Raw genomic sequence first — 26721 nt, 5'->3', positions numbered from 1 at the left:
ACCATAGCGCGGGCGCAAATCAGGCTTCTTGCGAATCGTTTTCATGGTTACAAGGGCGGCGGAGAGACGCTGTGCCTCTTGCGATTTGTGGCCACGCGTAACAAATTCTCGACGCCTTAATAGCGCGTGCCGCGCGACCAGCGGCTTGGTTAAGACCGGTAATGGGGGACGTTACGTCCGCATGTCAGACCTGTCGCTGATTCTCCAGTACGCCCTGGCCGTCGTATTGGTGCTGCTTGGCTTGCTCTCGGCACAACTGGTGATGCTCGGCTTCTTCCGGCTGTTCAAACCGGCGCAAGAGCTGCGGCGCCCCAATCTGCCCGACGAAGCCCTGCCGCATGTGCTGGTGCAATGCCCGGTGCGCAACGAAGGCACCCTGGCCGTGCGTGTCGCCACCGCCGCGTCCGAATTCGACTGGCCCAAGGACAAGCTGCACATCCAGGTGCTCGACGACGGCGATGCCGAAACCCATGACGCTCTCAGGCGCGAAATTCTTGCTGCCGTCCGTCCGGGCGTCGATGTCCAGGTGATGAAGCGGGCCGACCGCACCGGCTTCAAGGCGGGCAATCTCGCTTTCGGCCTTGCCCATTCCGATGCCCCGTTCGTCGCCGTGTTCGATGCCGATTTCGAACCGGCCCCCGATTTCCTGCGCAAAACCGTTCCGGCGCTGGTCGCTGACCACAAGCTCTGCTTCGTGCAGGCGCGCTGGGGCCATGCCAATCGCGACGCCAACTGGCTGACGCGCACCCAAGGCTGCCTGCTCGACGCCCATTTCGCGGTGGAACAGGAAGCCCGTTTCCGCGCCGGTCTGCCGATGTCGTTCAACGGCACCGCAGGCGTGTGGCGGCGCGAGGCGATCGAGAATGCCGGCGGCTGGACCGGCGACACCCTCACCGAAGACCTCGATCTGTCGGTGCGTTGCGCCCTCAAAGGCTGGCGCGGCGCCTTCGTCGGCGACGTCGTCGCTCCCGGTGAATTGCCCGAAACCGCCGCCGCGTGGCGGGCCCAGCAGCAGCGCTGGACCAAGGGCCATGCCCAATGCGCCAAGAAGCTGCTTCCGACCGTGTGGGCGAGCAATCTGCCGCTCGGCGTCAAGGCGGCAATGACCCTGCAGATGTGCCAGTTCGGCTTCTACACCCTGGCCTTCTTCTCCGCCGTGATCAGCCTGACGCTGATGTATATCGGGGCCGTCTATCTGCAGACCGTCGGCAGCCTCGGCCTGTTCATCACCTTCTTCGGGCTGAGCGCGTCGCTCGCCTATGTCTGGCTGGGCCAGAAGTTCCTCGGCCGCGACCGCATGATCGGCCTGCACCGTTCGCTGCTGCTGTCGCTGGTGTTCCCGTCGGGCCTCGTCCTGTCCAACGCCAAAGCCACCTGGAACGCCTTCTTCGCCAATCCCAACCGCAACAACTTCACCCGCACCCTGCGCGCGGGCGAGCGCTATGCCGGCGGCTGGCGCGGCGGTCCGGAACTCGTGGCCGGATTGTTCCTGCCGGTGTTTGCGTTTGCGGAAAGCGCCTGGAGTGCACCGTTCTTCGTCTTCGCAGTGACCGGGCTCATTTCGATCGGGGCTATGGGTTTCTCCGGCGCTACGCTGCCTGCCCCCCGCAACGTGCGCCGGATCAGCCCCACCGACTAGTCTTCAGGCCAGCTTCCGTTTGCGCCGCAGGCCCAACAGGCCGAGCATCGCCGCCATCATCAGCGCCAGCGTTCCAGGCTCCGGAACCGTCTCGGGCGGCGGATTCTGGTTGCCGGGCGGCGTCGGCGGGAAGTTGTGCAACTCGCCGTGGCCGGTGAACGAGGCCGCCGCGACCGAGCCTTCGATCGGCGTGTGGTTGGTGACCTCCGAACCCATGGCGAGGACCGAGGTCTTCCACATGGTGCCGAAATCAATCACGGTGCCGGTGCCGTTGTAGAAATTGAACAGGACGTTTTCGAGCGCCGTGCCGCTCGCGAAATGCGCGCTCGACGGCAGTGCCAGATTGGCGCCCTGCAGATCGACATTGATCACCACCGAAGCGGACGGATCGCCCAGGAGGAAGGAAATATTGGCGTTCGTCAGGTCGGCGACGAGATCCGCCGCGGCGATGGCGAACACCGCCTGACCGCTGCCGGCATGGGAGAAGGTCAGCGAATTGGCGCCGGTGATGATCGATCCGTTGGAAGAAAGCCCCGCCAGCGTGGCGGAATAGCCGGTCAGGGCGGCGATCACGTCGGCTTTGACGTAGGGCGCCACGATGGTGCTGGCATTGCCGGGAAGATAGGTCGCGTTGTTGACCGTGCCGCCGTTGGCTCCCGCAATCGCCACCGTTCCGCCGACGCTGCCGTTGATGTTCGCGCTGTTGGCGCCGCCGATCTGTAGATTGCCGGGTCCGTTGAGATTGATGTTGCCGCTGTTGGAGCCGCCGATATAGAGGCTGCCCGCATTGTCGACGTTGATCTGGCTGGAATTGGCGCCGTAGATATAGCTGGTCTTGTTGGCCGGCAGGCGCGCCGCGTTGTTGAAGAGATTGGCGGTGCCGGCGGCGCCGGTAAAGTTGCCGCCCACGATCATCGCGCCTTCGATGTCGCCGTTGGTCGTCGCGTTGCCGCTGGTAATCAGATTGTAGTTCGCCATCAGCGATGCCGCGTCGAGCGGCGAAGCCGATGCGCTTGCCGTTACGGCGATCGCCGCGAAGCAAACCGATAAATACAGACGCTGCATGGTTCCTCCTGTTAATGACAGGCGTGCCACGCAACCCGTATGCCATGATGCGGATCGAGGAGTTCCAATGGCTTATCGAGACGGTCCTTGCTTTATGTAAATCCCCGTGACAATTGCCAGCACCGGCGCGAAAAAAATTCCTAAAATTCGAACGAATGATCTAACCTCGCTTTGAAGCGCACACGCTAGGATCGTCTTCACGGTCGCTGCTCACGCAGCCCAAAGGCGAAGATCGGTGATGGTGGGGTCATTCGTTCGGCTCGCGGCGGCGGCCGCCTTGTGTATCGGACTGGCGGGATGCGCCAGCGGTCCGGGTTATTCTGATCTCGACGACGATGGCGGGGCCCCTGCCACCGCGCACCGGGAAATCCCGCTGCAATGCGTGCCTTACGCGCGCGACCACTCCAATGTCAGCCTTTACGGCGACGCCTACACCTGGTGGGACAAGGCCGCCGGCCGCTTCGCCCGCGCCAGCGAGCCCACCGAAGGTTCCGTCATGGTGCTGTTCAATTACGCCGGGCCGAACCGCGGCCATGTCGCGGTGGTGCGCCAGATCATCGACGGCCGCACCATCAAGGTCGATCACGCCAATTGGCTCGACGACGGCGCGATCTATACCGACGATCCGGTCCGCGACGTCAGCGCCGCCAACGACTGGAGCGCGGTCAAGGTCTTCAATTTCAGGACCGGCGCCTGGGGTACCCGCATCTATCCGGTACAAGGCTTCATCGGTCCCGGCCCCGATCAGGGCGATGGCAATCCGATGGTGGCGCAGTATCCGGGGCGGCGCGATCCGATCAGTGCGCTGATTGCCGAGGACGACGAAGAAGGGGCCGGGACCCCGTAACGTCCCTGCGACCGAAAGGCGCTGGCAACATCCCAATAACCTTAGCGTGATCAACGGGTTAATTTTTTTTATATTTTTTGGGGCCATCCGGCCTTCTGCGCATTGACCCGGCCAAAAGTGAGACTATGGTCCGCGCCCTCGCGAGGCGAAAACCGGCCCCGCACGTTGGGCAAGACTGGCTCTTTCTCCTGACACGGCTGTGACCGACACCGATCATCCTTCCCCTCAAGAATCCGACGATCCGCTGGAGGCAGCCTCTTCGCTGGGCGGCCATCACGCGCCGGCGCAAGTGGGCTTCAAGCGCAAGGCGTTCTTGACGCTCGCCGCGCTCGGCATCGTGTTCGGCGACATCGGCACCAGCCCGCTCTATGCGTTGCATCAGTCGGCGCTGGCGGCGCAGCAGAACACCGCCCTCAACCATGCCATCTACGGCGTGGTCTCCCTGATCTTCTGGTCGCTGATCCTGGTGGTGACGCTGAAATACGTCACGCTCATCATGCGGGCCGACAACGACGGCGAAGGCGGCGAACTGGCCCTGGCGTCGCTGGCCCATCGCGTCCAAGGCCTCGACCGACGCGTCAAACTCCTGATCGGCACCGGCGCCATTCTCGGTCTGTCGCTGTTCTTCGGCGACGGCATGCTGACGCCGGCCATCACCGTGCTGTCGGCGGTGGAAGGGCTGGCTGCGACCAGCCGCCATTTCGAGCCGCTCGTCGTGCCTTTTTCGCTGGTCATCCTGATCGGACTGTTCGCCTTCCAGTCACGCGGTACCGCCCAGGTCGGCAGGCTGTTCGGGCCGGTGATGGTGGTGTGGTTCCTGGTGCTCGCCGCGCTGGGCACCGGTTCCATCGTCAAGACGCCCGAGATTCTGTGGGCGCTGTCGCCGCATTACGGACTGATGCTGTTCGTCGACGAGCCGTGGACCGCGTTCGTCACCCTCGGTTCGGTGGTGCTGGCGGTGACCGGCTGCGAGACGCTCTATGCCGACATGGGCCATTTCGGCAAAGGCCCGATCCGCGCCGCCTGGCTGTTCTTCGTGCTGCCGGCGTTGTTCCTCAATTATTTCGGCCAGGGCGCCGCGCTGCTGCGCGAACCCAATGCGCTGACGAACCCGTTCTATTCCATGGCGCCGGACTGGGCGCATTACCCGCTGGTGATCTTGGCAACCATCGCCGCCTCGATTGCCTCGCAGGCGGTGATTTCCGGCGTCTTTTCGATCGCCCGGCAGGCGATTCAGCTCGGCATGCTGCCGCGCATGGAAATCCGCCATACCTCGGCGACCGATTACGGCCAGATCTTCGTGCCGCGGATGAACGCCGTGCTTTGCGTCGGCGTGGTGCTGATCGTCCTCATCTTCAAGAACTCGAATGCGCTCGGCGCCGCCTACGGCATCGCGGTGACCGGCGAGATGTTCATCTCCACCATGCTGGTCGGCCTCGTCGCGGTGCGGCAGTGGAAATGGAGCATCTGGACGGCGGTGCCGCTGTTCGGTCTGCTCGGCTTCGTCGACCTTGCCTTCCTCGGCTCCAACGCGCTCAAGATCGTCGAAGGCGGCTGGCTGCCGCTGTTTATCGCCACCTGCGTCTACGCCATCATGGGCACTTGGCGGCTCGGCCGGCGGGTCCAGCTCGACCGCATCCGCAACGAATCCATGCCGCTCAATCTTCTGGTCGAACGCGCCGAGAAGACGCCGGTGCGGGTGGCTGGAACCGCGGTGTTCCTGTCGGCCAGAGCCGATGTCTGCCCCAGCGCCCTGTTGCACAATCTCAAGCACAACAAGGTGCTGCACGAACGCATCCTGATCACCCAGGTGATGGTCGACGATACTCCGCTGGTGGCGCCCGAAAAGCGGCTCGAAGTGGAGAAACTCGGCAAGGGCTTCTACAGCGTCCACATCCATCACGGCTTCTTCGAAACGCCCGACGTGCCCAAGGCGCTCAGCGAAGCGCGCAAGTTCGGCCTCGCCATCGATCCCGAAACCACGACTTTCTTCATCGGCCGCGAAACGCTGGTGCCGGCGGAGCATTCGCAGATGGAATCGTGGCGGCGCTGGATCTACATGCAGCTTGCCGCCAACGCACTGTCGCCGGCGCGGTTCTATCGCCTGCCGCCCAACCGGGTGATCGAGCTTGGCGCGCAGGTGACGATCTAGCGTCTCCCGCCGCGGTTCAATCCAGCGCGTACACCAGCGCCTTCAGATAGGCGCTTTCGGGCAGCATCGGGTGGATCGGATGATCCGGACCGGCGCCGGCCATGCGGATGAGGCGCGCCTTACGGCCCGCCCGCGCAATCCCCGCGGCACATTCGAGAGCGAACCGGTCCATCGCGATATTGTGCGAGCACGACGCGATGAAGAGGATGCCTTCCGGTGCCGTCACTGCGGCCGCCAACTTGGCGAGCTTGCGATAGGCCTTGGCGCCGGTTTCGAGGTCTTTCCTGGCTTTGACGAACGGCGGCGGATCGGCATTCACCACATCGAACGTCTGCTTGGCGGCACCGAGCCGCTCCAGCTCCTCGAACACATCCGTCTTGAGGAACTTGGCTGCGAGATGGCCGGTGTTCGCGGCTTCTTCGGCATAGGCGACCGCACCGGCCGAGCTTTCCAGTCCCACCACCGTCTTGGCCCCGGCCTTGGCCGCCGCAAGCCCGAATCCGCCGACATAGGAATAGGCGTCGAGCACGCTCTTGCGCTTCGACAGAGCCGCCATGAAGGCGCGGTTGTCGCGCTGGTCGTAATACCAGCCGGTCTTCTGGCCGGCGCCGGCATCGGCAAAATAGATGACGCCGTTTTCGAGCACCGAAATGCGCCCCGAACCGGCGGCATCGACATAACTGTCGAGCCCTTCCAGGCTGCGGGCGGGCGCATCGGCGCGGATGATGATGCGGGCCGGATCGAGCACGCGCTTCAAGGCCGCGATCAGCGTGTCCTTCAAGGCTTCCATGCCCGCGGTGGTGATCTGCAACGTCACGGTATCGCCGAAGCGATCGATCACCAGGCCCGGCAGCAGATCGCCTTCGGCGTGGACGAGGCGGTAAAACGGCGAGGCATAAAGCGCGTCGCGCAACGCGAGGGCGCGGGCGAATTTGGCGGCAAAAAAATCTTCGTCGAGCACGACATCGAGGGCGGGATCGACGAGACGCACGGCGATCAGGCTTTTCGGATTGAAGAAGCCGGTGCCGAGCGGACGGCCGTCGTCGAAGGAGACATTGACGATCGTGCCGGGCGCGAGCGTCTTCTGCATCTCGATTTCGTTGGAGAATAGCCAGGGCGCGCCGGCGCGAGCGCGTTTGCCTTCGCGGGGTTTCACCCGCAAGAGAGGGCGTGCCGTCATTGTTTTGTTCCTGACTCTATCTTTCGATCGCGCAAGGTGTCGGAAAACCGCTCACCTTTTTCCGGTCGCGCGTCCGGTCTAGGCGAGTTTCTTTTTTAACCGTATACCGCGGCCGCCCTCGGGCGAAGCGGCACCGTCGGCGATCAGTTCGATGCCGGACGATTCCAGTGCACCTATCAGCTTCATCAGTGAATCGACATTGCCCCGGATGACGCCGTCGCTAGATTCCATGCGTTGGATGGTCGGGACCGACAGTCCGGCGATCTCGGCAAGCTGGCGCTGGTCGATACCCAGCAAAGCCCGCGCTGCCCGAAGCTGCCCTGCACTGATCATCGCTTCACCCTGCTCACATTGCTATTAGTTGCATCAAAACCGAAAAATCGATGCTTTGGCTATCAACTATCCACCTTGACCTCGCGTCCGACAAGGGCCACGCCGCCGCGGCGTCCTGCGGACTTCGGCAAAACGCCTTGGTCTGATAGGGATTTTCCGGAAAACCTGTCAAGGAGGCGGCCATGCTGACCCGGCGGAGCGTCATGATTGGGGCGGGACTGGCGGTGGGCGCCCAAGCGGCAGGCCTGAAGCCGGGCGCCTTCGTCACCGCGGAGGGCATGCGGTTTTTCAGCCAAGGCAAGCCCTATCGCTATGCCGGCACCAATCTCTGGTACGGGCCGTATCTCGGCTCGCCCGGCCCGCTCGGCCACCGCGACCGCCTGAAGCGCGAACTCGACGCCCTTCATCGGCTCGGGATCGACAATATCCGGGTGCTGGCGTCGGGCGAGACCTCGCCGCTCAAGAACTCGCTGTCCCCCGCGATCCAGAAACGCGGCGCCCCCGACAGCGAAGCGCTGCTCAAAGGTCTCGATTTCACCCTCGCCGAGATGGCCAAGCGCGGCCAGAAGGCGGTGCTGTTCCTCAACAATTTCTGGGAATGGTCCGGCGGCATGGTGACCTACCAGTACTGGTCCAATGGCGGGCGCTATATCGATTTGGGCGATCCCGCCCATCCCTGGCCGGAATTCGCCGATTTCTCGGCCCAGTTCTATGCCAGCCCCAAAGCCGTGGCCCTTTACGAAGCCTATGTGACCCGGATCGTCGGCCGCACCAATACGGTCACCGGCAAGCCCTACAAGGACGATCCCGCCATCATGGCCTGGCAGCTCGCCAACGAGCCGCGGCCCGGCGGCACACCCTCCAAGGCGCCATGGGAAGCCTTCTACGCCTGGATCGCCCGCTCGGCCGGTCTGATCAAGCGGCTCGATCCCAACCACCTCGTCTCTACCGGCAACGAAGGCGTCATGGGGTGTCTGGAGTCGGCCGAGTGCGTGACCAAAGCGAGCGCGCCGAAAGCGATCGACTACGTCACCGTCCATATGTGGCCGCTCAATTGGAGCTGGATCGATGCGGACAAGCTCGACACCACCTTCGAATCCGGCCTTGCCAAGTGCCGCGCCTATATCGACACCCACATCGCGCTGGCGCGCTCGCTGAACAAACCACTGGTGCTGGAGGAATTCGGCTTTCCGCGCGAAGGCGGGCTCAACGCGCCGAGCGCGCCGACCACCCATCGCGACCGTTTCTACCGCATGGTGTTCGACGCCGTGGAAGCCGACGCCAAGAGGAACGGCCCGTTTGCCGGCACCAATTTCTGGGCCTGGGGCGGCGAAGGCCGCGCCTTGCATCCCGACGCCATGATGAAGCCGGGCGACACCGCCTATGTCGGCGACCCGCCGCAGGAACCGCAAGGGCGCAATTCGGTGTTCGACAGCGATGCGTCCACGCTGGCGGTGATCCGCGCCCATACGGCGGCGTTGAAGAAGCTTTAGCGCGCCGCCGGTTTCAGGCCTTCGCGCAGGCTTTTCATGGAGATGTCGAGGATGGCCTCAAGCTGTTCGCGGCTGTCGAGCTTGCCGGCGATGTAGGCGCTCACCGCACCGTGCAGCGCGCACCAGAACACATTGCCGAGCACCACCGGGTCGCCCTCGATCAACCCCGAGGCGATCAACGCATCCATGCCGCGCCGGGTGACGGCACGGGCGCGATCCATCGCCGCCTGCAAACCGGGATATTTCGCGGTGTCGGGATGCGGCAGCTCGAACATGACGCGGTAGCAGTCGGGTTCGGCGAGCGCGAACGCGACATAGGCCTGACGCCGGGCATTGGCCCGTTCGAGCGCCGGAGCCGCGGTGTTTTCGGCCGCCTCCAGCGCAGCCACGAAGCGGTTGAAGGCCCGTTCCATGGCGGCGGCAAGGATCTCTTCCTTGTCGCGGAAATAGTGATAGGGCTTCATGGGGCTGATCCCCATGATCTCCGCCAAAGCCCGCATCGTGACCCCGTCGGTGCCCCGCTGGGCAAACAGGCGGCTGGCCGCGGCGCAAAGCTGCTCGCGGAATTCGGCGATATCTTCTTCGCTCAAAGTGCGCGGCACGTCGGCGACTCCCGAATGGCCGGCCGCGACGCAGGCCGGATATCCAACGTGGCACAAACATGTAACCGTGCCAACCGTCTGCTGCCCCTGCGAACCGCCGGAGCATCTCTCCGTGTACGCTGCATCCCGTAGCGGTGGACGCAGAGAATACCGCGGCTGCCGCCCGGCAGGAACTCTCGATGGGATCGGGAAGGGCTGGTGCCGCCTGGGTGACTCGAACACCCGACCCCCGCATTACGAATGCGGTGCTCTACCGGCTGAGCTAAGGCGGCCCAACGGCCTTTATGGGGCAAAACCCTTAAAGGCGCAAAAACGGCCGGAAATCCCCGCGAAGGGCTGTCCGGCGAGGGGCGGAAAATACGCATCCAGGGGGGTGCTTGCAACAGCCCATTTTCCGGCCGCGGCAACAGGCGCCCGTGATTTTCCAAGGGGTTATCCGGCCGGCCTCGGCCCTGCGGCGTTGAGCCGAGGTTCCGGCAGCACAATCGGCCCCCTCCGGAACGGCTCTATTGCGATTTGCCGGCAGGCTCGGCGGCGAAATGGGCCAGCAGCCGGATGTACTCGACCTGGTAGCCGACGGAGGGCTCGGTCACCTCCCAGGACGCGATCGGGTAGCCGTCGTTGAAATCGGCGTAGGATTTTTGCGGCGGCTGGCCGAACGGCGGCGACGGCGGGGCCTTGCCGCAGGCCGGGCTGATCGCCGGACAGCCGGACGTCCAGTTGTAGCTCGGGTTGGGTCCGCCGACGAGATAGCCGGGCGGCGGCCCGAATTTCGAGGACTTCACGCTCGACCACGGCGTGTTCTTGAAGAACCAGGCATGGAAGAACGAATCCACCGAGTTCTCGGCGCCGTAATCGCCCATGTTCGACAGGTAGACCTTGGCCATCGGATTGACGCCGTGCAGATAGTGCAGGTAGTGCGCCGCCAACGTATCGGCGCCGGCCGGCACATCGCCGATTCCGAGTTCTTTGGGATACAAAAAGAAATAGCCCTGGCGCGAAATCTCCTTGGTCGAACCCCAATAGTAGGTCGGCAGATACGCCAGATAAGGATTACGCCAAGCGCTTTCGGCGCCGTAAACCGCATCGGAACTGAACACCGCTGCATAGTGGCGCTTGATCTCGCCGGCCATGTTGGCGCGCGCCGATTTCAAACCCGCGTAATAGAGCAGCGGCTGCAGCCACGGCGCATCGGACGGCCCGAACCAGCTCTTGGCGATCAGCGGCGAAGCCTTGGCGAGCGCAACGACGCGATCCTCGTAAATTTTCTCGCCGGTGAGGTCGAACAGATAAATCGCGGCCGTCATTGCTCTGAGCGCACGGCCTTCCGGCGTCACTTCCTGTTCGCCGCCGCCGAGCGTCTGGTCGCCGTAGGCCTTGTCCTTGTTGAAGAAGGTCACGTCCGGATGGGCTTCGGCCCAATCCCAGGCCTTCTTTGCCCGCAGTTTGAGATCGGCCGCATATGTCGCGTAGGCGGGAAAGCGGGCGAGAATCTTAGCGCCGTAAGCGAAGGACGCCGCCGCACTATAGGTCGCCGAGGTCGACGGCCCGCCGTAATAGGTCGGACTCGTCGCCGATGACGGCGGTGCACCCCCAAAACCCGAGCCGACGATAGCCAAGGCCGAGCCGTCCGGGCTCTGCAGGCGGATCATGAAATCCAGGCCGAACTTCACTTCATCGATGATATCGGGAATGCCGTTGCCCGATTCCGGAATATTGAAATCGTCGGTGAAGATGCCGGGGTTTTCTGTATAGGTCGTCAACAGGCTGAGAATGTAATCGCTGTGCCAATTGGTATAGCGATTGTAGTCGCCCGCATCCCACCAGCCGCCGTGAAGATCGCGCGCGGACGACGGGTCGTCCTTCTTCATCAGATGCCGCGCCTCGGTGTCCTGGCGCGGGCCGAGGTGATCGGGCTTGTCGCTCCAGCGCGGGTCGGCGTAAGGGGCAATCTTCGCCTCTCCGGCGCGCTGGTAATAGAAAAAGCGCATCGCCTGCACCAGGACCTGCCGGTAGGGATTGCCGCCGATCTCGAATGCACCCGTGGTTTCGCCACGGGCCCGATCGCGGACGAGATAGCGCCCCGGCGCCGTCACTGCGGAAAAGTCGAACAGCCAGGCCTTGTCGCCGGAGGTCGGATCGACCGCCCCTCCGTTCCAGACACGCGGCGCCGCTTCGTACACGACGGCGCAGGTGGTTGCGTCGACGACCTGATAGACGGGACCGGGCGAGAATGCCTTGGCAGCGTCGTAACCCGTCACCGGTGAGCGGATCACCGCGATTTTCTGCATCGCCGGCGTATAGCCGAACTGGTCGACCACGATGAAGTGGCTGAAGGATGGGGACGCACAAGGCACTGCAGCGGCGGCACTGCCTGCCAGCAAAATTGCTCCGGCCGTCCAACGGGCGGCAGTCCTCGGTATCGACGTCATCACATCCCCTCGCCGGTTCGGCGCGCCATGATGCGATGACCATAACGCTGCGAAAAGAGAAAAAAGAAGGGGCGGCAAGGCCGCCCCTGAAGAAACAATTACGAAACGCTCGTGACCGTCAGAGTTTGTACTTCGCGCCCAGACCGAACGCGACCGCCCGGCGGGCCTGTGTGAACTCGCCCTGGACCCGTCCAAATACCGACAGATTGGGCAGAACGTCGCCGCCGGCATTGGCGCCGACGATGAGCGTGTTCTGCGCATCGCCCTTCCAATGATAGGAGAAGGACGAGCCCGACAGCTCCGCGAACGAGCCGTTGACCGTCTCGCCCGGATCGGAGAAGTCGTGCCGCAGAGCGACGGTGGTCTGCAGCTTGATCTTCGAGGTTTCCGGCAGGACGTTCACCTTGAAGCCCAGGTCGCCGACGAAGGTGTTGGCGTCGATCTTCTTGTACGCCAGATCGAACGTGCTCACGCCGCTTTCGGTGACCGCATCCTGGATGACGCGGGCGAAGGTGCCGCGCACATACGGCACGACGCGGTCATGGAACAGCGAGCGGCTCACCTGGACGGTGGCGCCCCAGCCCCAGCCCTTGGGACTGGCGGCCGCCGTGCCGTAGCCTTCCATCACGCGCTTCGAGGCGGCGTCGTAAGTATTGTAGAAGACCGCGCCGTCGATCCGCGCGTTGAGCACATCGGCCCCGCCATAGAGCGCGAGGTTGACGGTATTGCTGTGGGCCTTGGTGTCTTCGTTCTTCACGTCGAGCGAAGCATGGTCGTAACCCAGGGCAAAGCCGACGGTCGCGTTCTTCCAGGCAGCATTGTACTGGGCGCCGCCGGAAATGCCGTAAGCGCTGAGCCCGTACCCGGCGCCGTCGCGGCCGATGTTGTCGAGGCGTCCCGTCGGCGTCAGCCAGAACGAGACCTTGTTGTTGTGGACGGCACTCGGACCCACGTCATAGAGCGAATCGGTGAAGGCATAGATGCCGTTGCGGTTGGCAGTGACGAGATGGCCGATGACCTGCGAACTCGACGCCTTCTCGGTGACGATGCTGTAGCCGGTCGAGGACGTCTGCAGCGCAACGATCGCACCCGAAACGCTGCCGGTCGTCGACACCGTCGAGAACGAACCGGTGATGCTGTGGGCCGTCAGGATCGGGAAGACGCTGTTGCCGTAATCGCCGGCATCGATCTTCACGGACATGCTGCCGTTCAGCGCCGCCGTGCCGGTGACGTTGAGCTTCGAGGCGCCGGTCGGGGATATCTCGACCTGCAAAACGCCGGTTGCGGCTTGCGTGTAGTTGGTGACCGTCAGCGTTCCCAGCGTTCCCGTCGTACCGCCCGGAGCGACGACGCCGTTGTTGTTGAGCGTGCCGTAGAACGTGCCGTAGCCCTTCACCGTAGCAAGGGTGCCGCCCGACTGGTTGACGTTGATCACCGCCGTCGAGCCGGCGATGTCGCCGAACTTGGCGCCGGAGTGCGTGGCATCGCCGATCACCAGTCCGGCGCCGGCACCGAGCGTTACCGTGCCGGTGTAGGACGTTGCATTGGTGGCAATGCCGTTGATCGTCATCGAGCCGGAATGGATCGTCAGCGCACCAGGCCCGCTGACGGTGCCGCCCACGACCGCCGGAGCCGAACTCGGCATCCACATTTCCAGGTGGGTTCCGCTGTTCAGGATGATGTTGCTGTTCGCCCCGAACACGATCGTGGCGGCTTTCCAGTCCTGGCCGACCTGGAGAAGATTGGTATTGGTACCGACGCCGGCATCAAGAGTCAGGTTGCCGGTAAAGGTGCTGGTGCCCATCAGGATGGTGGTGCCGCCGCCCCAATTGGCAATGCCGAACTCCGCATCGCCCGCCACGTTGAAAATCGACTGGAACGGCTGCCAGCCCCAGGGATTGTCAACGATGATCTTGCCGCCGCTACGGACCGTAATGGTGTCGGCCGTGGCGAAGCATCCGCCGAAATCGCAGGCGCCGGTGGACGAAACGCTCGGGCTGCCGGTCCAGGTGATCGCAAGATCGCCCGCCGGAGCGGTGTTGTAGTTGGCCGTCAGATAGCCGGTCTGGCCCGAACCGATGATGAGGTTGTCGACCGTCGCGTCACCCATCAGCGACCGTGGCGTGTTGGTGGTGTCGAGAACGACATCCGTAGCGCTGGCTGCTCCCATGCAAGCTGCAAAAACCAGCGCGCTGGCGGAAAGGAAGAGCCGGGTCTGAAATTTGTTCCTGTTCATGTTCATTTTTTCCTCCCAGGCCGGAACGACCCGAAGGCCGTCCCGGCACCGCGAACTGGTCCCTTAGAACTTCACGCGAATTTGCGACGTGTACCGCGTATCGGCGAGATACCAACTGCGGTTGAACAGACGCTCTTTGCCGGACGAGGTGTAGCCTTCCATCATGTACAGCCGGGTGACCGACCGCGTCAGGTTGGAAGCTTCGAGCGTCCAGCTCACATTGTCCGTCAAATTGTAGGTGACGTTCGCATCCAAGGTCCCTACCGCGTACTGGTAGACCGGCAAGGCAAAGGTCGTGACCTTGCCGACGGTGTTGCCGCCGAAGTTGATGTTGTTGATGTAGTTGTACGTGCCGGAGGTCTGCCATGCGGCCGTCGAGGCCAGGAAGTCGCTGCGCCAGTTGTAGGCGACGCGCAGAGACAGCGGACCCTTGTCGTACATGCCGGCGATATTGATGGTGTTCTTGGAAAGACCCGTCACCGGCAGGCCGGAGATCGGAGCGCCCTTCATGTCGTAGGCAAGCGCGCCCGGCTGCTGGCTGTCGATATAGGTGTAGTTGAAGTCGAGACCGAGACCGTCGAACGGATCCGGCAGGAAGCTGGCGTACTTCTGCAGGCCGATTTCGAAGCCGTCGATACGCGCCATCTGCTTTTCGTTGAAGTACTCGGTGATCGATGCCGTCACCGTACAGGTCATGGCCGCGGCCGCACCCGTGCACAGAGTTGCGGCGGTCGGATCGCCCGGCTGCCACAGTGTCGGGTTGGTCAAGCCGGCCCACGACGCGCTGAACGTCGTCGGTTCGGCCTGCTGGGTGGTGGAGATCATGTTGTGGATCTGCTTCCAGAACCCGGACACATGCACCATGCCGCCGCTGGCGAAGTAGTACTCGAGCGAAACGTCGAGTTGTTCGGCCTTTTCCGGCTTCAGATTGGGATTGCCCCAGTTGCCGTTGAAGTAGGCATCGTAGGTACCGACGTACGTGCCGCTGACGAAACCGCGCGGATTCATCTGGGCGAAGGTCGGCCGGTTGACCGCCTGGCTGAAGGCAAAGCGCGCCTTCAGTTCCGGCGTGATCTGGGCCTGAAGGTTGACCGAAGGCAGAACGTCAGTCTGCGTGCGGCCGCCGGAAACGGTCGTCCTCTGCATCGGGGCGTTCAACTTCGGCGCCAGCCAGTTGCCCGAACCGTCGACGATGTTTTCGATCGACACGGCTTCAAGCAGCGGCGTCCAGCGATAACCCGACGCATGATCGCGATAGGTCACGACGCGGAAGCCGATATTGCCGCTGATCGGGATGAAGAAGTCGTCCTTGGCGAACGTCGCCATGGCGTAGGCGGTGAAGGTGGATTCGCTCAGCTTGGCGAGCGTGTCGTTATTGAGATTGGCGAGAATCTGATCCGAGGTGTAGCCGCTGGTGCCGTATGCGTTCTGCAGCGCGACCGGATCCTTGATGGCGTCGAAGCTCGGGAACCAGAACGCCTTCGGAATCCCGACGTCGCCGTTGAACAGATCCGAAAGGTCGACCAGCGTCGCCTTCTTCGGATCGTCCGACGCATAATGGTAGGTCGATCCCCAATATGGCGCGAGTTGCTTGTAGTTCCAGTTGGTCTCCTTGTCGCGTTCGTTGCGGTAGGTGAGTTTCAGGCCGCTGCGGATCTGACGGAGGAAGCCCGTGTCGCTGACGTTGTAGACGGTATCGATATAGATCGCCGCTTCCCGGCCGTAGTTGTGCAGCCGATGCGGCATGGTCTCGAGCCAGCCGTAATAGGCCGGGTTCGACAGGTCGGCCATGGTCTCGGCTTGGATCACCTTCGGCAGCGATTCGTCGCCATAAGAGGTCAGCTGCAGGCCGAGGCCGTTGATGAACTCGTAGAAGCCGGCGCTGTTGTAGTCGGACTTGGCCGACGAATCGACATACTGCAGCGCGACGTTGGCGCTGAACTTGTCGTTCGGATGCCAATCGGCCGTGAGTGCTATGTCGGTGGTCGTGTTGACGTCGTGCTGATAGGTCGTGGTGTTGTTGTAGGGAATCGGCTGATAGGCCCACGCATTCGGATTGGTGATGCCGGCGGCGGTGGTGCCGTACATGAAGTCGGCGAGGCCGCTGGTGTAGGTCAGGTTGCCGTCGGAATCGAAGGTGTTGGTGCTGTTGGGACCGAGAACCGCCTGCGTGCCCGAGCCGAGGAAGAGGCCGTGGAAGGCGTCGTTCATGGTGTAGCGCGACTGGAACGCGGTCAGGCCGATCAGCAGCGTTTCGTTTGGCCGCCACTGCGCCGCGGCGTAGAGACCGATGCGGGTGCGATCGTCGACGCGGCGGTTAAAGCCGAAGCCGTTCGGGACATAGACTTCGGTCGAGCCGGCGTCCGACAGTGACGGAAGCGTGGCGTTGTGGCTGGCGGTGTAGGTCGGATTATAGACCGCGGGGAAGTACGGCAGGATCTGAACGCCGTCGGCCTTGGTCGAGAGATCGGAGTAGGCGACGTTCAGCAGCAAGCCGATTTCGCCGATTTTCGTCTGCCAGCGATCGCTGATCATGCCGACGCCGCCGAGATGGCCCTTGTGCGACCAGTCGGCGTAATTGCCCGTCAGGGTGACCGAAGCGGTCAGGCCGTCGAAATCGAACGGCTGGCGGGTGCGCAGATTGACGACGCCGCCGAAACCGCCTTCCGGCAGCGTGGCCGAAAGCGACTTGTAGACGTCGATACCCTGGGCCAGTTCCGGCGGGATGTCTTCCCACGCCAGGTTGCGGCCGTTGGCGGCACTGAAGCTGTCGCGGCCATTCAGAAGGCTGACGGTCGAAGTCAGGCCGCGGATCGAAATGTTGGTGCCTTCGCCGAGGTAGTTTTCGCTCGAACCGCCGACCTGCAGCTTGGTGATGTTCACACCCGGCACGCGCTGCAGAACTTCAGTGATGGAGTTGTCCGGAAGCTTGCCGACGTCTTCGGCCGAAACCGAGTCGACGATCACTTCCGCTTTCTGTTTGATCGCAATAGCGGATTCGATTGCGGCCCGTTGTCCGGTAACAACGACCGTCTCCATCTCCTGGGCTTGCGCCGAACCGACACACGCAAATAGCGCGACGGCGGCGGAGCAATACAGGCGCGACTTCAATTTGGCAGCCATTACTGTTTTCTCCCTACGGTCGGCCACCCCACGGCAGCCGAGCATTTTTGATTCGATGCGGAGCACCCCCCGCCATCGTCACAGCCGGGGGCGGTTGGATCCGCTCCGGCCTGTTTTCCGTTTCCCCTGTCCGGATCAGCGACCCTGATCCAAATTGGCGCACTAGAAAGCGCTGTCATAGGATTGTCCGGCGGCCCTGACCCGTCAAGAAACCCGACCGCCTCGGATCTAAATTAGCGTTTAAATGTAGGCATTTAGGCAACGCTTCCGCGAGCGCTTACCGGTGAACGGTAAGCGGTTGCGGAGCGCACGTAAGCGCTTACTGAAGCCTAATTTTGCCTTGACGCGTCAATCCGCCACGTGATGAGCAGTAGGATGAATCGCGCAGTGTTCGTCCCCCGCGCGCACGGGCTGGCCTGGGAAGTCCGGTAAAGCGCTGCGGTTTGTCGGCTGGCACCATAAAAAAAGGGCCGTTCCGTTAGTGCCGCCGCCGCTATGCACTTCGTCTATGTGCTTGTATCGAACTGGACAATCGATACAGGAACAGGATGATGAGAGGCCTCGCCCAGATTGGATTTGGTGCGCACAACGTGTCGAGCCCGCACATTCGAAACACAACTGCCCGACTGGCAGCGTAGGCGAGGACAATCGTGCGCGACCCACTAAATGGCAGCCCTCCTGAAGCTCCGAAGCCCGCGACCATCTATGACGTCGCCGAGCGCGCCAATGTTTCGATCAAGACCGTCTCCAAGGTCATCAACAATCTGCCGGAAGTCAGCCGCCTGACGCGCTCACGCGTGCAGGCGGTTATCGAGGAGCTTTCCTACCGCCCTAATCAGTTGGCGCGCGGTCTGGCCTCACAGCGTTCGTTCATGGTCGGCTTGTTCTGCGATGCCCCGGCGGCCGGCTCCGGCTACATAGCCCGCATCCAGATGGCCATTCTGACCATGTGCCAGAAAGAAGGCTATCACCTGATCGTCGAGTGCATTCACGCCACCAACCAGAATATCGCCCAGCAGGTCCACGCCCTGGTGGCCCAATCGAAGCTGGCCGGCGTCGTGCTGACTCCGCCCTTGAGCGACTTGCCCACCCTGATCGATGCCCTGAAGGCCACCGGCACGCCGATCGTGCGTTTTTCGCCGGAGGCGGCGGTCCCCGACGTGATCGACGTCGATATCGACAACTGCCAGGCTGCGTATGACATTACCAAGTATCTGATCGGGCTCGGCCATCGGCGGATCGGCTTCATCCGCGGCCCGCTCGAACACGCCGACGCCAGGGCGCGCTATGAAGGCTACTGCAGGGCGATCGCGGAAGCCGACATCCCCTTCCTCGACGAGTACTGCCAGACCGGCAATTACACCTACAGGGCGGGCATGCTGGCGGGCGAAAAACTGCTCACACTGAAGGACCGACCGACCGCGATTTTCGCCAGCAACGACGACATGGCGTCCGGCGTGATGGCCTCGTCGATACGCTATAATCTGCGGCTGCCGCAGGATCTCTCCGTGGCCGGGTTTGACGACGCCATTTTCGCCCATGCGATGTACCCGCGCCTGACCACCTGCCGCCAACCCATTGCCGATATGGCGGAAGCCGCCTTCCTCGCCTTGATCCATCATGGCGACAAGCCCATCGGTCCGTTGACCCTGCCGCACAAAATCATCGTCCGCGGATCCACCGCCCGGCCGCCGACGGCCTGATATATTGATCGCGACCGGTGTTGCCTGCCTCGAGAATTTGGCGCGACGGCCACGGCATCACGCGGTATCTTTGAGAGCGCATCCCTGGTGGAGGATTGCCCCATGCACACGCGCCGCTCAGCGATCGCCGGTTTGGCCGGTGTAACCCTCGTTGCCGCCGCACCAGCAAGCTTTGCTGCAGACGACGGCCTGCCCAGTGCCAAGACCGTGGCGGGAAAGCCGCCCTACATGGATTACGGCGACGGCGTGAAGGTGCCGCTCTCCAAGGGGGCGTTTGCGACCTTGTGGGAAGGTCCCAATTATTGGCTCACGTTCGGTTTCGGTTCGGCATCGGTCGGCGATCGCGCCAAGGAGCTCGCCTCGCATCGCGCTGCCGGGGCAATGAGATATCTGCTCCTGACCCTCGCCTTCGCACCGGATCGGCTGGAGAAAGTGCCCGGCAATGGCTGGCGGCAGAAGGTGGAAACACCTGCCAATTACGTCATCGGAGAACTCGATTTGCCGGGCCGGCCCGGCGTGCCGGCCACCGACGCCGCGATGGGGTTCGGCAACGCCGACGCCAATTTGTTCGTGACGGCGGGGGGTGGACCGGGAATCGGTCCCGGCACATCCGATACGGCCGGCACCTTCTCCGGCATGAACCGCGCCGCGATGCTGAAGGGGATCAACGCCTTCTGCTCTTACATCATCATGAAGAAGGACCTCAGCCTCAACGACGTCCGCGCCCGAGCCCGTCAGGTCGTGCTGTAGGCCGGCCAGGGCCCGCTTATGGCGCCAGCCGCTGCGCTTCCGGCCATCCCGCGAACATCGCGGCCGTGACGTCGCGCATGCTGAGGGGATTGGTCCACGTGATCCCGATATCGTTGTGCCGGGCACCGGGGCCATGGGAGCCGGTTTCGGAGAAGCGCGAATCCTGCGGCCGGAAAATAGCGGTCTTGCTGCCGTCGCGTGCCGTTCCACCCATTGTCGTCCAATGGTCCGGATGAATATGGGCGTCCATGAAGCAATCGATGAACGAGGCCTGTCCCACCGCATTGGGATCGGCATAGCGGCCATCGGCAAACCGCGTCGTTGGATGCCAGGGGCGGCCCAAAGCAACCGAATTGTCGGGCACGCCCGCTTCGCGCGTCAGCCGCGAACGATAGACGACAATGCCGATGGCTTGGGAAAGCTGGGTCGACGGCGCGACGACGAAGGAGTGGAAGTCGCCCGGCGCCACCACCGACGCACGGTTGCGGGTGCGGATTTCGCTGTCGGCGATCAACAGCCGGCCGTTGCCGAAAATGAAATCGATGTTCCCGGCCACCAAGCTGCGGCGGATGTAGGCCCGTCCGCCGTTGGCGAACAGCGTATCTTGATATCCGAGCAGGGAGGCGTTCTCGATCAGGACACGGTCGCTGTGGACATCGAGCAGAACGGCGGCGGCTTGCGAGTTGCCGGTCTTGCGCGGATCGCCGGCGGCCAGCGCATCGTTGGCGAGAAAATCGTAGGTGTTTTCGATCGTGAGGCCATCGACGGTGACCTGATCGGCATCGATGGTCAGCGTGGCGGACCCCGGCGTTCCCCAATGATCGCGGTGATATTGTCCGGCCGTCTGCGCCACCGCATCGAAATGAAGCCGGGTGCGGCCGACGCCTTCGCCTTTGAGGACGGTCTTGGGACGCCGGATCGTCACCTTCTCGTAGAAATCGCCCGCATCCACTTTGACGGTGACCCAGCCTTCGCCGCTTGCCGCATCCAAGGCCGCCTGGATCGACGTAAAGCAGCTGGCCGCGCCGGCGCAGTCGTGCGCGACACGATAGGCCGCTGCGCGCTCCGCCGAAGCGCCGGAGAAACTCGCGGCCAAGCACAAGGCCGCAACCGCAAAACGAATGCCGAAGTTCTTCATGCGCGCTTCTCGCTTTACCGCTTCGCCGCGCCCGCCGGACGCAGGAATTCGTCGATCGCCATCGTAATCTTAGTCACATACGGCTCGAACAGCCAGAAGGCGTGCGGCGTGTGCTCGAACGCGATGACGGCATTCTTGATGTGATGGCGCTCGAGCGCCGGCTTCACTTCTTCCAGCCCCGCGGTGAAGCGCGGCTCGGAACTGGCGATCACCAGAGTGGGCGGCGACTGGGGTCCGACGTAGCTCGCTGCACTGGCTTGGCGCCATTTGGCGCCGGCCGTCTCGAACGCTCCGCCGAGCCACGAGCCTGCCGCCGACTTCGCGCCGGCCGCGTTTTCGAATTTGAGCGCCAGCGGGGTGGTGAAATCGAGCACGCCGTCGAGATCGATCAGCGCGTTCACCCGCGTATCGAGGCCGGGATCGCTCTTGAAGGTGGGCCGGGCGGAGGAATAGGCAAGCAGCGAGGCCATCTGGCCGCCGGCGGATTCGCCGCCGATCGCCAGCTTGGCGGGATCGAAGCCGAGTTCGCCGGCCTGGCCTTTGGCCCAGACGATGGCGTCGTTGATGTCGATCAGCGCAGCGGGATAAGCCGCTTCGGGCGACAGGCGGTATTCCGGCGTCAGGACGACATAGCCGCGCTGCGCCAGAAGATCGGCCATGGCGTAGAAGTTGGATTTGTTGCCGCTATGCCAGCCGCCGCCGTGCACCAGAAGAATGGCCTGGTGGTTGGCGCGCGCCGGCACCGGCAGGAAGACGTCGATGTGCAATTCCCGGTCGCCGATCTTCTTGTAAAGCCGATCGAACAGAATCTGCTGGCCCGCTTCGAATTGCAGACGGGGCAGTTGCAGCTCGGGATAATCCTTCTTGTAGGCGGAATAGCGCTGCGAAACCGTGTAGCTGTCGTCGACCGGGATCAGCTCTCCCGCAAAAGATCCCGACGAAAAGGCCGCCAGGACGGCCGCTGCGAAGATCAGTTTCATACTCCACCCTTCGATTTGGAAACCTTCACGCGGGACCGTCCGTCTGGAGGGTAGGAACCGACGAACGATCCCGCGCGAGGGTTATACCGCCTTGCCGCCAGCGGGGAACCGGCTTCGAGGCGGCCCCGACTGCGGTTTAGTAGCGATACCGCACACCCAGGAACCACTGGGCGCCGGTGTGGCTGAATTCACGCGTCGTGTTCATCGTACCATCGCCGGTATCGTAGATACGCTCGATCTCGTCGGTGATATTGACGCCTTCGATGCGGAACGTCAGGTGATCGGTGAGGTTGTAGAACGCGGCAAAGTCGACATGCTGCGGACCGTACTTCTTCTCCTGCGCATTCCCGTTTCCGCCCGGCTCGGTCAAGAGATAATCGTCGCGCTGATTGACCGAAAGACGGACACCGAAGTCGCCCTGATCGTAATAGACGGTGTAGTTGTAGGAGTTGGGCGACAGACCTCGCGAATCCTGGGCGGAAACGTAGGTGTAGTTGGACGCGATACCGAAGTTGCCGACCCAGTTCGGCAGGAAACCGATCCATTCGGGCAGGAAGGTGAAGGGCTGGTTGAAGGTCAGCTCGATACCCTGCACATGGTTGCCGCCTTCGCGGTTGGCCGGAATCGTCCAGGTATAGGGAACCTTGGACGGATCGGCATTGTACGACGGATCGTATTGCGGATCGGCGTAGATGCCGGCCCAGTATTCCTGCGGCACCATCTTCTGAACGACTTCGGTCGTCAGCGAGGTGACCATGTCCTTGTTGAACAGGCCGACCGCCAACAGGCCGCCCTTGCCCATATACCATTCGAAGCTGAGGTCGAGATCGTTGGATTCGTACGGCTTCAGGTCCGGATTGCCGATGTTGCCGACCGTCCGCCCGTTGTAGCCGAACACCGGTCCTGCGATGTTGAGCGAGTTGAGGCCCGGACGCGCCATGCTGCGCGCATAGGCAAAGCGGGCGACGATATCGTCGGTAATATCGAGAGCCAGGTTCAACGACGGCAGATAGCTGTCGTAGCTGTTGGTGACCTGCACGGGCTTGCCGTTGAGAATGGCCTTCGATTTGAGGTTGGTCTGGACGAACCGCATGCCGGAATCGGCCCTGAGACGCAGGCCGGCAATCTCGAACTCGCTGTTCAATTCGACGAAGCCGGCCAGCGTGCGCTCGTCGACCGTCCACCACTTGGTGAGATCCGGGGTGTAGACGTTGGTGTAGACGCCGTCGCGGAACAGAGCGTCGAAATCGGCGACCGCCCAGGTCCAGAGTTTGGCGCCGCCCGGCAGACCGTGACCGAAATCGGAAACCGGGAAGGCCTTGGTGTATTTCGAGGCATCGAAGCTCGGATTGTTGCCGGCCCCTTCGCCGTACTCGACTTGGCGATCATTGTAGTCGATGCCGGCCATCAGCGAGAACGTATCGGTCTTGTAGGTCACGTCGGCCTTGGAGGTGAAGTTCTCCTTTTCGACGTGGTTGCTGCGGTGCGAGCCGGTAATCGCATTGATGTAGTTGCTGCCCTTGTTGGGATCGTACGAGCCGAAGCCGACCTCGGGCACCAGCCAGTTGTTGGTGAAATCGAACGAATACGGATGCGGAATCGAGCGGTAATACGGGCGTACCTCGGTGCGGTTCGCCTTGTCCCGCGCCAGGCCGATCAAGGTATTGACCGTGATCTTGTTGGTCGGCGTCCACTCGCCCGACAGCGCGTACTGGTCAAACTTCGATACCGAGTTCTGCTGACGGCTTTCATACCAGGACGTCACGTTGTCGAACGATGCGGCCTGCAGCTGTTTGCCGTTGGGCGCGATCGTGAATGACAACGGTGTCTGTCCGGTATAATTACCCGGCACGCCATGCGTCAGAAGCCACTCCATCGAGTTGTAGTTCTGGCGGTCGTTGTCGAGCTCGGAGTGCAGCGCGTCGAAGGTGAGGAGCACGGAATCGATCGGCCGGTATTGCACCGAAGCGGTCAGACCGAGTCTCTTCTGCTTGTTACCGAAGAAGTCGGCGCGCGGCAGGTTCGGCGAATAGACGCAATTGAGCGCGTCGGCGGCGCCGCAGTAATCGCTCGGCGTGCCCGTCACCTTGGTATTTGCGTCGTTCCAGGTATCGCCGGCCAGAGCGGGTGAGGTCCAGCGCACGCTGGCCCAACCTTCCTGATGAACGGTTCGCCGCGACACCGCCACCGAGAGCAGGACGCCGAGCTTGTTGTGGGCGAAGGTATCGCTCACCATCACCGCGAGGCGCGGGTCGCCGGATTCCGTCAGCGTGTTGTAGCCGAGTTCGGTGGAGCCCATGATCGCCAGCCCATCGAAGTCGAACGGCTTGGCGGTATAAAGGTCGACGGTGCCGGCCATGCCGCCTTCTTCGAGCGACGCACGCTGGGTTTTCTGCACGTCGACGCGGTTGAACAGTTCCGCGGCGAAGACATGGAAATCGAAACTGCGACCGGCATTGATGGTGACGCCACCGGAATCGAGACCGTCGGAACTCGCCGGCACTTCCATCCCGTTCAAGGTGGTGCGGGTGAAATCCGGGCTGAAGCCGCGCAGCGTGATGTTGCGCCCTTCGCCACCTTCACGCGTCATGGCGACGCCCGGCAGCCTCTGAATGGATTCCGCCAAATTCAGGTCCGGCATCTTGCCGATGTCCTCGGCGACGATACTTTCGACCTCGTTCACGGCCTTGCGCTTGATGTCGCGAGCTTCCTGCAACGTCGCGCGGAAGCCGGTGACCGTTACGGTTTCGACCGTATCGGCATCCTGCGCCAGTGCCGGCATCCCGGCCACAACCCCCAACACCAGCGCCATGGCCGATGTCGAGTTCCTTAAACCATGTGACATACCTTCCTGCTCCTCTCGTCTGTTTGCTTCCGACGACGAGATCATCAAGACCCCGTCCGTCGTTCGACTGACGGTTAGGCCAGTCCCCTTCAGCATCAGTTCGAGAGCAGCAACAACGTCGTAATTGCCTTGAAGCGCAGGAGTCACGACGCCGCGAAGCAACTCGCCTCGCGCCATGACCGATACCCCCGCTTGGCGCGCAAACTCAGGTATCGATAATCCAGCCTTTTCCGACGGAATATCGAATTGAATGACTTCAGCGGTGCTTGGTGAGCAGCTTAAGGTCCAAGCGAATGCGCATGCACCTGCCGCCGCCCAGACTCCTACCGTTCTCACTCCACCCCGCTTATGTCCGCCTGTCCTGCGGCTTCTCTTCGCCCTCTCCTGATGACGGACCAGAAGACGGCGACCTTCGCGATTTCCCTAATACGACTTAAGGCGACCGGCGAAAAATTTTCACCTCGCGCCCGTTCACCTCCACTTGCAGATCCAGAAGCGCCCCCGCGTTCCTGGCAAACCCGATCGGATCGTTGGACACGAACGACCCCGTGATGGTCTTGTTGGCGATCGCGGGATCGACCACGATTCGAATGTCGCTGTAGCGCGCGTATTCGCTCGCCGCGGCCTCAAGCGTCTGATCGTCGAATGCGAGGCGCCCGTATTCCCACGCCAGATTGCGGACCAGCTTCGACCGATCGATCGGCACGGCCCGGATCGGGCCGTCATGCGGCGCAATCGCCTGGCTGTTGGCGCCCACGCGGAGCGGTGCGGCCGTGGCGTCGGCACGCTTGAGCTCGACCACGCCTTCCTTCACCAGAACCCGGACCGGATTGCGCGGCAGCATCGAAACCGTGAAGCTCGTACCGACGGCGCGGACCAGCGTATCGTTCGCCCGGACCACGAAAGGCCTTGCCTTGTTCTTGGCGACGTCGAACAGAGCTTCGCCCGCAACGAGGCGGATCATGCGCGCGTCGTCCGTATACTGGACTTCGATGGTGGACGCCGTGTTGAGCTTGGCGACCGAACCGTCCGCCAGCAGGATCTCGCGCACCTCGCCTTTGCCGGTGGCATAGATCTGGCGGCGGCTCTTCTTCCAAAGCGCAACACCGAAAACGCCCGCCGCGGCAAATCCCGCTGCCAAACTGCCGCCGAAAAACAGGCGCCGCCGCGTCCACGGAGAGGTTTTCACCGGCGGCAGAATGCTGGAAATATCGCGCGCCCAGCCGTGCGAGCGCTCCACGCGGATCAAGACGCCTTCGGCCCTGGCATACGCTCCCAGATGCCGCTTGTCGGCCTTGAGCCAATGCTGGAACTCGGCCTCCTGCTGCGGCGTGAGGCCCAAGTCGCGCAGTGCGGCCCATTTGGCCGCTTGCTCATCAACCTGTTGGCTTGTCGACGACATCTGAACCACCGATCTCGAATGCTCTATTTGACGTTTGGACTCTCGTTTTCCTCCCTCGTCCGAACAGCTTTATGAGATGTTTTATGCTGTCCGTCATATGCCGCTCGACCATTTTCTCGCTGATACCGAGACGATGGGCGACTTCTTTTTGCGGCAGCCCTTCGACGCGGCGAAGCAGCAGCGTCATCCGGCACTTCTCCGGCAAGGCTGCCAAAGCTTCTTCGACCGCCGCAACCTCTTCCTGAAACTCGAGCCGCTCCTCTGCGGTGGCGCTCCGTTCGGGAACATCGACCGTGTCGCTCCTTCCCGCCGATGCGATCGAAACGACCCGCGCGTGCCGGACATGGTCGATGATGATCGCTTTGGCCGTCTTGACCGCATACTGCTTGGGATGGCGGATGGTCTCGAGCGACGGGACCGACAGCATTCGCGTGTAGGTTTCCTGGATCACATCTTCGATGTCGAGGTTGTACGAGCGTATGTCGTTGAGCTTCGAGCGTATCAGCGCTTCATGCGGCAATACGTTGATGGCAAGCCAACGAGACCGGTCGCTCAGGTCGTCCGACATGAACACAGGAAAGCACGACGTATTTCTTTTGCAAGTGAACAGGCCCCTTTTCGGCCTCGATTTTCGGGGCAAGCGGCATTTGGCGTCGCCGCTGCATTTTTCATTAGGGAAATGGCGCCCTAGCCCGTCTTCTGGTGGTTTTGCCCCGCGGTAGCCGGCAAGCCAGACTGGCGTGGACGAACGACGGAGCCGGACGCATGGAAAGAAGATACACGCGCGCCTTGCATCCATAG

General features: G+C 62.7%; 18 protein-coding genes and 1 tRNA gene. 6 read left to right on the top strand and 13 right to left on the bottom strand.

What is annotated here, in order from left to right:
• Positions 1 to 181 precede the first annotated feature (181 nt).
• Entirely contained in the window at positions 182 to 1639 is a 1458-nt protein-coding gene (locus FHS84_RS13480) for a glycosyltransferase family 2 protein (protein ID WP_166935121.1), read from the top strand.
• A 3-nt stretch (positions 1640 to 1642) separates the two neighbouring features.
• Here FHS84_RS13480 and FHS84_RS13475 read toward each other — a convergent pair whose 3' ends face one another.
• Positions 1643 to 2704, bottom strand: a complete 1062-nt coding sequence (locus FHS84_RS13475) for a collagen-binding domain-containing protein (RefSeq protein ID WP_166935423.1) — start codon at positions 2702 to 2704, stop codon at positions 1643 to 1645.
• Between the two features lie 238 nt (positions 2705 to 2942).
• Here FHS84_RS13475 and FHS84_RS13470 point away from each other — a divergent pair, with 238 nt between their 5' ends.
• The gene (locus FHS84_RS13470; RefSeq protein ID WP_166935120.1) at positions 2943 to 3551 is read left to right on the top strand and encodes a CHAP domain-containing protein; all 609 of its coding nucleotides are present in this window, start codon (positions 2943 to 2945) and stop codon (positions 3549 to 3551) included.
• Between the two features lie 199 nt (positions 3552 to 3750).
• Positions 3751 to 5703 carry a KUP/HAK/KT family potassium transporter gene (locus FHS84_RS13465; RefSeq protein ID WP_208393864.1) on the top strand — a complete coding sequence of 651 codons (1953 nt, stop codon included), beginning with the start codon at positions 3751 to 3753 and terminating at the stop codon, positions 5701 to 5703.
• A 16-nt stretch (positions 5704 to 5719) separates the two neighbouring features.
• Here FHS84_RS13465 and FHS84_RS13460 read toward each other — a convergent pair whose 3' ends face one another.
• On the bottom strand, positions 5720 to 6883 hold the full coding sequence (locus tag FHS84_RS13460) for a class I SAM-dependent rRNA methyltransferase (RefSeq protein WP_166935111.1): 1164 nt from the start codon (positions 6881 to 6883) through the stop codon (positions 5720 to 5722).
• Between the two features lie 78 nt (positions 6884 to 6961).
• Complete coding sequence (locus tag FHS84_RS13455; RefSeq protein ID WP_166935109.1) at positions 6962 to 7216, bottom strand: helix-turn-helix domain-containing protein; 255 nt, start codon at positions 7214 to 7216, stop codon at positions 6962 to 6964.
• 182 nt (positions 7217 to 7398) lie between these two features.
• On the opposite strand from FHS84_RS13455, the gene FHS84_RS13450 reads away from it, so the two are divergent.
• Positions 7399 to 8709 (top strand): glycoside hydrolase 5 family protein, encoded by a 1311-nt coding sequence (locus FHS84_RS13450; RefSeq protein ID WP_166935107.1) that lies wholly within the window; start codon positions 7399 to 7401, stop codon positions 8707 to 8709.
• Here FHS84_RS13450 and FHS84_RS13445 read toward each other — a convergent pair.
• The 5 genes from FHS84_RS13445 to FHS84_RS13425 all read right to left on the bottom strand — a co-directional run bounded on the left by FHS84_RS13445 (position 8706) and on the right by FHS84_RS13425 (position 17102).
• Positions 8706 to 9311, bottom strand: a complete 606-nt coding sequence (locus FHS84_RS13445) for a WHG domain-containing protein (RefSeq protein WP_166935105.1) — start codon at positions 9309 to 9311, stop codon at positions 8706 to 8708. The genes FHS84_RS13450 and FHS84_RS13445 overlap by 4 nt on opposite strands.
• Before the next feature lie 196 nt (positions 9312 to 9507).
• A tRNA-Thr gene (locus FHS84_RS13440) sits at positions 9508 to 9583 on the bottom strand.
• Positions 9584 to 9817: 234 nt separating this feature from the next.
• On the bottom strand, positions 9818 to 11743 hold the full coding sequence (locus tag FHS84_RS13435) for a glycoside hydrolase family 9 protein (protein ID WP_166935103.1): 1926 nt from the start codon (positions 11741 to 11743) through the stop codon (positions 9818 to 9820).
• Between the two features lie 118 nt (positions 11744 to 11861).
• Positions 11862 to 13985 carry an autotransporter outer membrane beta-barrel domain-containing protein gene (locus FHS84_RS13430; RefSeq protein ID WP_166935101.1) on the bottom strand — a complete coding sequence of 708 codons (2124 nt, stop codon included), beginning with the start codon at positions 13983 to 13985 and terminating at the stop codon, positions 11862 to 11864.
• A 57-nt stretch (positions 13986 to 14042) separates the two neighbouring features.
• Positions 14043 to 17102 carry a TonB-dependent receptor gene (locus tag FHS84_RS13425; protein ID WP_166935100.1) on the bottom strand — a complete coding sequence of 1020 codons (3060 nt, stop codon included), beginning with the start codon at positions 17100 to 17102 and terminating at the stop codon, positions 14043 to 14045.
• Between the two features lie 650 nt (positions 17103 to 17752).
• On the opposite strand from FHS84_RS13425, the gene FHS84_RS13420 reads away from it, so the two are divergent.
• Together FHS84_RS13420 and FHS84_RS13415 are read left to right on the top strand one after the other, a co-directional pair.
• Positions 17753 to 18805: a substrate-binding domain-containing protein gene (locus FHS84_RS13420; RefSeq protein WP_166935098.1), complete on the top strand. Its 1053-nt coding sequence runs from the start codon at positions 17753 to 17755 to the stop codon at positions 18803 to 18805.
• Positions 18806 to 18907: 102 nt separating this feature from the next.
• Complete coding sequence (locus FHS84_RS13415; RefSeq protein WP_166935096.1) at positions 18908 to 19555, top strand: hypothetical protein; 648 nt, start codon at positions 18908 to 18910, stop codon at positions 19553 to 19555.
• Between the two features lie 16 nt (positions 19556 to 19571).
• Here FHS84_RS13415 and FHS84_RS13410 read toward each other — a convergent pair whose 3' ends face one another.
• From FHS84_RS13410 to FHS84_RS13390, 5 genes are all read right to left on the bottom strand, one after another.
• Positions 19572 to 20693 (bottom strand): pectinesterase family protein, encoded by a 1122-nt coding sequence (locus tag FHS84_RS13410; protein ID WP_166935094.1) that lies wholly within the window; start codon positions 20691 to 20693, stop codon positions 19572 to 19574.
• Between the two features lie 14 nt (positions 20694 to 20707).
• Positions 20708 to 21673: an alpha/beta hydrolase gene (locus FHS84_RS13405; protein WP_166935092.1), complete on the bottom strand. Its 966-nt coding sequence runs from the start codon at positions 21671 to 21673 to the stop codon at positions 20708 to 20710.
• Positions 21674 to 21809: 136 nt separating this feature from the next.
• Positions 21810 to 24854 carry a TonB-dependent receptor gene (locus FHS84_RS13400; protein WP_425061563.1) on the bottom strand — a complete coding sequence of 1015 codons (3045 nt, stop codon included), beginning with the start codon at positions 24852 to 24854 and terminating at the stop codon, positions 21810 to 21812.
• Between the two features lie 97 nt (positions 24855 to 24951).
• Positions 24952 to 25920, bottom strand: a complete 969-nt coding sequence (locus FHS84_RS13395) for a FecR family protein (RefSeq protein ID WP_166935088.1) — start codon at positions 25918 to 25920, stop codon at positions 24952 to 24954.
• Complete coding sequence (locus FHS84_RS13390; protein WP_166935086.1) at positions 25895 to 26488, bottom strand: sigma-70 family RNA polymerase sigma factor; 594 nt, start codon at positions 26486 to 26488, stop codon at positions 25895 to 25897. The genes FHS84_RS13395 and FHS84_RS13390 overlap by 26 nt, the downstream gene beginning before the upstream one ends.
• Positions 26489 to 26721: the final 233 nt, after the last annotated feature.

Origin of the sequence: Rhizomicrobium electricum (assembly GCF_011762045.1) — a bacterium.
GTDB classification, from domain to species: domain Bacteria; phylum Pseudomonadota; class Alphaproteobacteria; order Micropepsales; family Micropepsaceae; genus Rhizomicrobium; species Rhizomicrobium electricum.
This window is presented reverse-complemented; position numbering and strand designations above follow the sequence as displayed.